This window comes from Carboxylicivirga sp. (assembly GCF_982718395.1).
In genome coordinates, this window is record NZ_CEXQWX010000221.1 from 1 (window position 1) to 8,258 (window position 8,258).

The window sequence follows — 8,258 nt, forward strand, 5'->3', positions numbered from 1 at the left end:
TAACGAGCGGAAGTAATAAAATACCGGAAAAAAAGAAACGTAATCCTGCAAACTGTAATGGCGTTGTGTATTTTAAACCTATTTTGATACCAACAAAGGCAGTTGACCAAAGTAAACAGGCAATAACAGCTAATATGGTGGTTTTGATAGTGTCTTTTTGCATTGTATAGTATAAATATGGCTGGCAAAAATAATAAGTATTTCCTATTGACGACTGAAAAGCTGATTGAAGGGGCTATCTTTGTTCAATGCTTATAACTCCCGACAATATACTGTACCAGGATGAGGTGCTGATTGCAATCGATAAACCGATTGATTTGCCAGTTCACAAGAATGATTTTATGCCGGCTGATGCCGATTACCTGACAAAATTAGTCGGACAGATGACGGACAAGCCGGTGTTTCCCGTGCACCGTTTGGATGCTAAAACATCTGGGGTGATCATTCTGGCTTTTTCGCGAGATATTGCTGCTCAGCTTAGTAGTCAGTTTGAGCAACGACAAGTTAGCAAAGGTTATATGATGCTTTGCAAAGGTATTCCAGGCGAAGGCCTTTTTACCAATGACGTGCTCATCAAGAAAAAGAAGAAAAGGCAAAAAGCAAAAACAGCTTATAAAACGATTTCAAGTATTGAAACAGAGATCTGTTATAAGCAAGAAGTGAATGTATCCATCAGCTTGGTAAAAGCAAGGCCTGAGACAGGGCGTTGGCATCAGCTTCGCCAGCATTTTGCTATGAATCGTACCGATATTTTGGGTGATACACAACACGGCGATTGGACGTTAAACAAGATTATGACCGAAGCAACAGGTGTTAAACGCTTGTTGTTGCATGCAGCTTCACTAGATTTAGTGCATCCTGTTACCAATGAAAAACTAAGCCTCGAAGCAAAATTGCCCGAGGCTTATGATATCGTACTTAAACGTTTGCAGGGTTATCAATACTCTTTGGTTTAGAACTTTTTTTACTGCTTAGAGGCGGTTTGTATTGGTCAAACCCATGACCATATACAGCCATCACATTAGCTACCGAAACAAAGGCATCTGGATCGGTTTCTTTAATGATCTGAAACACCATATGTGACTCCGATTTTTTAACAATGGTGATGATAAACTCTCTGTCACCTTCATAATAATACCCGCGACCTTTCAGAAAGCTTAAGCCGCGATTGATTTGTGAGGACAGCTTATCGGCGATTTCCTTCGGATACTGCGAAATAATCAGCACCTGCACCGATTGACGGGAACCCGTTAGCAGCATATCAGCGATATACGACATAAGCCCGACTACAACAAAACCGAATACCATTGTTTCAAGTGATTTGAAAACAAAGATGGACGAACTGATGATGATTACATCCAGAAACATCATAATACGTCCCGGACTGATATTCCGGTTTTTATTGATAATCATGGCCACGATTTCTGTGCCACCAGTGCTGCCACCCTGAACAAATAGAATTCCGATACTGGCACCTACCATTCCACCACCAATAATTGCGGCCATAAATCGATCCGTTACGATTGGATCAGTAATAAAATAGGGGAATACAGTAATGAAGGTTGACAAGGTTACCAGTGAGTAGATGGTTTTGAAACCAAAGCCTTTGCCCAACATCTTCATCGACATCAGGATAAGGACACCATTAATCACCAGGTTAGTTGGTCCGACTGGTAATCCAAAAACAAAATACAATAGCGATGAAAGCCCCATAACACCACCACCAACAATATCAGACGGAATAATAAAACCCGTCCAGCCAACGGCACTCACCATCAATCCCAGTGTGATGATGGCATAGCTCTTAGCCTCTTTAAGAAAATCTGTTTTTGTCATCACTTTTACCAATTAAAAAAGGTGCCTGTCAAACAAGCACCTTTCAATCAAAAATATTCGTTAATTCTTTCTATAGTGCTTTTTTGTAACAACGCTTTCTCTTATGCTGAATATGTTCAAAGGATTTCCACATCTGAATGGCTACATGGTTATTTTCCAGCATACCCGTTGTTTCCACATACTTCACGCCGTCTTCTTTGGCTGTCTTCCACAGGTCGTTCATCAATAATGCTGCAACACCCATCTTCTGCAATTCAGGCTTTACACCAGTCAGCATCAAATCCATTTCCTTTGGCTTTTTCAGGGCCTTCATAATATGCCACCAGCCAAAAGGAAGTAATCGACCTTTTGCTTTCTGCATGGCTTCTGATAAGGATGGTAAAGCAATCAGGAAACCGGCTATTTCATCCTCCTTGTCAAGTATAATCTTTACGTAACGGGGATTCAGTATCGGGAAGTACTTATTGATATAGAACTGAACCATTTTTTCGGGTAACTTAAAGGTGCCAAACAGCTCGGCAAACGCTTTATTGAATAAGGCAAATACCTTTTCTTTATATGGATCAAGTTCCTGGCTTGATTTAAAGTTAAGTGCTTTCAGTCCATAGCGCTTTGTCAACATATCGGCCACTTTAAACGCTTTATCTGGTAATGCATCTGGGAAAGTAATTCTGAACTCAATCCAGTCAATTTCTTTTTCATAGCCTAAGGCATCAAAATGCTCCTGATAGTAGGCCATATGGTAATCAGATGCCACAGATGGCAACCAATCGTGCCCTTCGATTAAACAGCCCTGATGATCGAGATTTGAAAAACCTAAAGGTCCCTGTAATTCAATCATGCCTTCTTCCTTTAACCACTTTTCAGCAGTTTCAAAAAGAAGCTGACTAACTTCTTTATCATCAATAAACTCAGGACGGGTAAAACGGCCAATGTTTTCACCCTTTTTTTCAATCCACAAAGAGTTGACGATGGCACCGATGCGTCCAACACACTTATTATCTTTGTAAGCTACCCAAAGCTTAACTTTGCAAAAGTCAAATGCAGGATTTTTTTCAGGAATAAGAGCATTGAATTCGTCCTTTTTCATAGGAGGAACCCACTTATCTTCTTTTTTATAAAGGGTATATGGTAAATCAACAAAATCGTTAAGTGTCTTAGTGTTGTTGACTTCTTTTATAACTATGGCCATCTTTCGAAAATGTTTTGTTTCTGCCGCGAAGTTAATACATTAATTCCGGTTAATCCTGATAAATTTCTATAATAGAAATAACACTTTTCTGTTTTAGAACATACATTGCTTATTTTTGAATTATGATGAAGAAATTCTTTACTAAATATTGTTCGCCAGCTTTTTGCTTTTCCATACTGGGCATAGGGTTTGTTTATGGTCTGACGCGAATTGGATTGATTTATCCAGAGAAGGTTGAATTAGTATATTCGCAAAGTTTATATCCGGTTTTATCCCGACTTTTGTCATTTATAAGCAATGTTTTTCCATTCTCTTTGGACGATTTGTTCTATGCCTGTTTAATCGTAATTGTCCTCCTTTTTACCATATTGCTTTTCATGCGGAAACTTAGTTTTATTTCTTATCTGAGGCGCTTAGTTATTCTGATTGCAATACTATATGGTTCGTTTAATTTGTTTTGGGGATTTAATTACTTGCGTCAGGATTTAGGCGAGCGCCTTGAACTGAAAACCGCAAAGGCCGATGTAAATGAACTGATGGAGGTTTTTGGCTGGCTGGTTGACGAAGTTAATCGAACTTATACTCCCGTTTACAGCATCGATAAGAAAGAGGTCATGGAGCTGATACAGGGGAGCTACAACAAACAAGCTGATTTTCTTAAGGTTAATACCTCTCTTCTGGATGTCAAGGCAAAACCAATAAGTTTAAGTTCTTTATTTGCCGCGGCCACCATATCGGGATATTACGGTCCGTTCTTTAGTGAAGTACACTTGAATAAACATCTTATGCCGCTCGACTACCCGATGGTTTTGGCACACGAGATGGCTCACAAGCTGGGAATAGCCAGTGAAGCCGAAGCTAACTTTTACGCATGGCTGGTATGTTCTGCTTCAGAAGATAAGCGTTTGGCTTATAGTGCCAACTTGTACTTGCTACAATATTTTGTATACGAGTGCCGTAAATTGGACGGGTTTAGGGAGGTTGTTAAGAATATCCGTTACGAAGTGCGTCATGATTTCTATAAATCACATTATCATTGGATGGCATTAATGGATCGTAATATTGAGCTGGTGGCTACAAAGGTGAATGATGCTTATTTAAAATCTAATAATGTGGAAGAAGGCATTGAAGATTACGAGGGAGTAGTAAAATATGTAATGGATTATAAGCTCACAAAGCGATAAAGTCAGGGCAATTACATTTAATATATCGACCTTAGTAATGCAGCTTGGGACCCATAGACATAAGTGTAGGGGGAAAAAATTTGGAGCATGATATGTCAATCTTTAAATTTTCCCGAAACGATGTCGTAATGGGTAAGCGAATGCTAGAGTCGGCGGCGTTTTTGTCTACTTTTTGAGCTGGAGGCAAAAAGTAGAAGCCCTTGCGGCTTGAGCAAAAAAACAAACATCATATTGTATTTCTAAATTCAATCGCTATACCGATTGGCTGGATTATAAATTGTATCCGGTTTATATCTTGTTGAAAGAATAATTCCTGTTGTAAGTCATAAATTCGTTGAAAAAGTAACATCTTTGCATAATCTAATTATTCCGTCATTTAAAAGATGCTTAACTCAAGATTTATAGTATTGGTACTCGGACTGCTATTGGTGGTTGAGGGTGTATTTATGCTGTTATCGGCCGGTGTGGCCTTATTATATGGAGAGTATGATTTACCTTATCATTTAATTTCAGCAGCCATTTGTATTAGTTTGGGCGGAATAACAGGCTTTTCATTATGGAAAGCACCTAAAGATATAGGTAAACGAGAGGGTTACCTAATTGTAGCGCTGGTTTGGATCGTATTTTCTTTGTTTGGATTATTACCATTTTGGCTAAGCGGTGCTATCCCATCCTATACCGATGCTTTTTTTGAAACCATCTCCGGTTTTACCACGACAGGGAGTAGTATTCTCAATGATATTGAAGCCTTACCACACGGTTTATTGTTCTGGCGCAGTCTGATTCAATGGCTTGGTGGCATGGGAATCATCGTATTGTCTCTGGCGATTTTACCTGTTTTAGGAGTAGGAGGGATGCAGATGTTTATTGCCGAAGTGCCTGGTCCGGCGCCAGATAAACTGCATCCACGTATCACAGAAACGGCTAAGCGCTTGTATGGTATATATGTATTATTTACATTGGTTGAAGCGGTTCTTTTGATTATTGGAGGGATGACACCATTTGATGCCATCTGCCACTCTTTCACGACAATGGCAACCGGAGGGTACTCTACCAAACAGGCCAGTGTGGCTTATTTCGCCTCTCCCTATATCCAGTATGTGATTATCCTGTTTATGTTTATAGCAGGAGCCAATTTTACCCTATCATATAGCGCATTGAGAGGAAAGTTTCAGAAGGTAATTAAAGATGAAGAATTTCAGGCTTATGCCGGAATTATTATCGGTGTAAGCGCTTTGGTGGCAACAGTATTGTATTTCACTGCAGGAGCTAATGGTATTGAGCAATCATGGCGCGATGGATTATTCCAAGTGGTATCGATTATCACAACAACGGGGTATGCTACTGCTGATTATTTGATGTGGGTACCATTCCTGAGTATTGTTATCTTCCTGTTGATGTTTACAGGTGGTTCGGCAGGTTCAACCGGTGGAGGTATTAAAATAGTACGTATTGTATTGCTGATGAAAAACAGCTTCTTTGAGCTGAAGCGTCTGGTACACCCCAATGCAGTGATTCCTGTTCGCTATAATACCCGCGCGGTTAACCAGGGGATTATCACCAACGTGCTGGCCTTTATTGTGATTTATATGATGACCGTTGGTATTGCCATGATCATTATGAGTATTATGGGATTTGATCTGGATACAGCACTTGGTGCGGTTGCTACCTCCATTGGTAATATCGGTCCAGGATTGGGTGATGTGGGGCCTGCCCTTAATTTCTACGAAATACCAGCTTTCGGAAAGTGGTTTCTGTCTTTCTTAATGTTGATTGGTCGTTTGGAGCTGTTTACGGTTATTCTTCTTTTCTCGCCTTATTTTTGGAAGGAGTAAGCTACATCTTCTTACTTTTAATAAGTTCCTCTATTTCTTCGAGTGTTGAGAGAGGTAATGAGTTGAGTCATACTGTCAGGTTATATATTTTGTCCAAGAGTGCAGATCATCGAGGTGCGGCCAAAACAAAGTATGTTGATAAGATTCCTTTCAACGGACTGAAAGACCCATAATTCTATCAGGAAGGGCATTCTGTGGGCTGCAAAGCTTGACCAAAGCCTTAGGTGATACATTCAATAGAATGAAAGCCTTTCCCAATGGCTTGTGCAATGGATCAGTGGACTGAATGCCTCCAATCAATATTATTCCTTATTAGCATCGTCTTCAGTAAGCTTAGCAAGAATCTTAGACACCTTTACCTCCAGGTTGTCAATCTTCTTTTCGATATCATCATTATTATCGCTCACCATAGAGTCAACAAAAATTGAATTTACTAATGACAACCCGAATATCCCACCAGTGATCACAACAAAGATAAAATACAGATAAGTCATAAAGGCTTTGGTAGTTGAGTAATCTGCCGTAATTTCTTCGGGTATCTCAAACCAGCCTTCTACTGTGAAAATTTTAAAAGTTGAATAGAGGGAAATAATAGGATCTTTGTAATAATCACCACCACTCTCGTGAAAGAAGTAAAAGGATAAAATGCCAATTATGAATATGTAAATAGCAAAACCAACAAACACAAAAACCGAAGCTTTGAGTGCTCTTTTTATGCCTGAAAACAAGTGTTCTATATTGGGAATAAACTTAATAAACCGGATTGTTTTGAATATTCTCATAATCCTGAAAATCAATAAGAAGCTAAAATCTTCAACCTGAAGATGAAAGATAAATGTTAACAGGGCCGGAGTTGACAAGCATACTAATATAAAATCAAGTTTGTTCCAGTTCGATTTGAGATAATGACTAAAACCATATTCTTTGGATTTAATAATTACCTCGGCTAAAAATATAATTGTTATCAGGTTATCCAGAATGGTAATGAAATAGCCATTTGAAGAATCGGTTTCGTATCCGCTTATAAATAGCAGGATTGAATTTAAAAGGATTAGGAAAAGAATGAATCTGTCGTTAAGAATCAGGCGTTTGAACATTGTCTGTTGGTGTCAATTAATTAGTTGAAGAATAACTTTAACTCCGTACTTATTTTAATAACCTGTAGGTGTTGAACTACTTAAATTTGCGATGATGCCTTTCAATGTTTGTTACAATATCCAGGTATGGACAATAGCTACACTTCAATTTCTCCCTTACCATACCTCACAATCTCCAGCTCATCGCTGGTGCAGTCAACAATGGTGGAAGGTTCGTTGTCACCATAACCGCCATCAATAACGATGTCCACCTGATCGGCAAATTTCTCATAAATCAGTTCGGGATCGGTAGTGTATTCCAGTATATCGTCTTCATCCCTGACCGAGGTGGAGAGAATAGGGTTGCCCAATTCCTGCACCAGAGCACGAATAATATTATTATCCGGTACGCGAATGCCAATGGTCTTTTTGTTGTTTTTAAAAAGCTTGGGCACATTGCTGTTGGCAGGCAGGATAAAAGTAAAAGGTCCCGGCAGGTGTTTTTTCATCAGTTTAAACACATGGTTGTTCAACGGCTTGGTGAAATCGGATATATGACTAAGATCGTAGCATATAAAAGAAAGGTTGGCCTTTTTAAGGTTAATATCTTTGATTCGCGCCACTTTTTCAACAGCCTTGGCATTGTTGATGTCGCAACCAATACCATAAATGGTGTCGGTGGGGTAGATCACAAGACCGCCATTACGCAATACTTCGGCGACTTTGCGAATTTCTTTCTCGTTCGGATTTTCAGGATATATCTTAACTAACATGATTTTGGCTTCGTTTTGGCTAAAAGTAATAAATAAAACGGAACTGGCAGGAACAAAAAAAGGCTCTGCTATTTCTAACAGAACCTTCTTTTGTGGGGAGAGCAGGATTCGAACCTACGAAGACATAAGTCAGCGGAGTTACAGTCCGCCCCAGTTGGCCACTTTGGTATCTCCCCAACTGAAAAATCAATAAAAAAGCCATCCTTAAGAATGGCTTTGAGCGAAAGACGGGGCTCAAACCCGCGACCCTCAGCTTGGAAGGCTGATGCTCTATCAACTGAGCTACTTTCGCAATAAATAAAATATTGAGCCTGTGGAGGGACTCGAACCCCCGACCTGCTGATTACAAATCAGCTGCTCTA

8 protein-coding genes and 2 tRNA genes are annotated in these 8,258 nt (G+C 39.5%); 3 read left to right on the forward strand and 7 right to left on the reverse strand.

The features are described from left to right. Positions 1-163: EamA family transporter (locus tag AC4MRQ_RS23690; protein ID WP_491200216.1), on the reverse strand; the 163-nt coding region annotated here is incomplete at its 3' end. An 85-nt stretch (positions 164-248) separates the two neighbouring features. Between AC4MRQ_RS23690 and AC4MRQ_RS23695 the strand changes: the two genes are divergently transcribed. Beyond that, on the forward strand, positions 249-956 hold the full coding sequence (locus tag AC4MRQ_RS23695; protein ID WP_491200209.1) for a pseudouridine synthase: 708 nt from the start codon (positions 249-251) through the stop codon (positions 954-956). Here the strand turns inward: AC4MRQ_RS23695 and AC4MRQ_RS23700 are convergent. Both AC4MRQ_RS23700 and AC4MRQ_RS23705 read right to left on the reverse strand, forming a co-directional pair. Further along, complete coding sequence (locus AC4MRQ_RS23700; RefSeq protein WP_491200210.1) at positions 919-1,836, reverse strand: YitT family protein; 918 nt, start codon at positions 1,834-1,836, stop codon at positions 919-921. The genes AC4MRQ_RS23695 and AC4MRQ_RS23700 overlap by 38 nt on opposite strands. Before the next feature lie 70 nt (positions 1,837-1,906). Continuing rightward, a complete protein-coding gene (locus AC4MRQ_RS23705) occupies positions 1,907-3,028 on the reverse strand; it encodes a GNAT family N-acetyltransferase (protein WP_491200211.1) in 1,122 nt (373 codons plus the stop codon). A 122-nt stretch (positions 3,029-3,150) separates the two neighbouring features. On the opposite strand from AC4MRQ_RS23705, the gene AC4MRQ_RS23710 reads away from it, so the two are divergent. Continuing rightward, entirely contained in the window at positions 3,151-4,212 is a 1,062-nt protein-coding gene (locus AC4MRQ_RS23710; protein ID WP_491200212.1) for a DUF3810 domain-containing protein, read from the forward strand. Positions 4,213-4,595: 383 nt separating this feature from the next. Beyond that, entirely contained in the window at positions 4,596-6,047 is a 1,452-nt protein-coding gene (locus tag AC4MRQ_RS23715) for a TrkH family potassium uptake protein (RefSeq protein ID WP_491200213.1), read from the forward strand. Between the two features lie 302 nt (positions 6,048-6,349). Here AC4MRQ_RS23715 and AC4MRQ_RS23720 read toward each other — a convergent pair whose 3' ends face one another. The 4 genes from AC4MRQ_RS23720 to AC4MRQ_RS23735 all read right to left on the reverse strand — a co-directional run bounded on the left by AC4MRQ_RS23720 (position 6,350) and on the right by AC4MRQ_RS23735 (position 8,188). Beyond that, positions 6,350-7,144 (reverse strand): ion transporter, encoded by a 795-nt coding sequence (locus tag AC4MRQ_RS23720; RefSeq protein ID WP_491200214.1) that lies wholly within the window; start codon positions 7,142-7,144, stop codon positions 6,350-6,352. 137 nt (positions 7,145-7,281) lie between these two features. Next, positions 7,282-7,896 carry an L-threonylcarbamoyladenylate synthase gene (locus AC4MRQ_RS23725; RefSeq protein ID WP_491200215.1) on the reverse strand — a complete coding sequence of 205 codons (615 nt, stop codon included), beginning with the start codon at positions 7,894-7,896 and terminating at the stop codon, positions 7,282-7,284. 93 nt (positions 7,897-7,989) lie between these two features. Further along, positions 7,990-8,072 (reverse strand) — tRNA-Tyr (locus AC4MRQ_RS23730). Between the two features lie 43 nt (positions 8,073-8,115). After that, positions 8,116-8,188, reverse strand: a tRNA-Gly gene (locus AC4MRQ_RS23735). Positions 8,189-8,258 lie beyond the last annotated feature (70 nt).

Bases quoted from the DNA above. Each gene is read 5' to 3' on its own strand.
- AC4MRQ_RS23695 (WP_491200209.1), top strand. From the start codon at position 249: ATGCTTATAACTCCCGACAATATACTGTACCAGGATGAGGTGCTGATT.
- AC4MRQ_RS23700 (WP_491200210.1), bottom strand. From the start codon at position 1,836: ATGACAAAAACAGATTTTCTTAAAGAGGCTAAGAGCTATGCCATCATC.
- AC4MRQ_RS23705 (WP_491200211.1), bottom strand. From the start codon at position 3,028: ATGGCCATAGTTATAAAAGAAGTCAACAACACTAAGACACTTAACGAT.
- AC4MRQ_RS23710 (WP_491200212.1), top strand. From the start codon at position 3,151: ATGATGAAGAAATTCTTTACTAAATATTGTTCGCCAGCTTTTTGCTTT.
- AC4MRQ_RS23715 (WP_491200213.1), top strand. From the start codon at position 4,596: ATGCTTAACTCAAGATTTATAGTATTGGTACTCGGACTGCTATTGGTG.
- AC4MRQ_RS23720 (WP_491200214.1), bottom strand. From the start codon at position 7,144: ATGTTCAAACGCCTGATTCTTAACGACAGATTCATTCTTTTCCTAATC.
- AC4MRQ_RS23725 (WP_491200215.1), bottom strand. From the start codon at position 7,896: ATGTTAGTTAAGATATATCCTGAAAATCCGAACGAGAAAGAAATTCGC.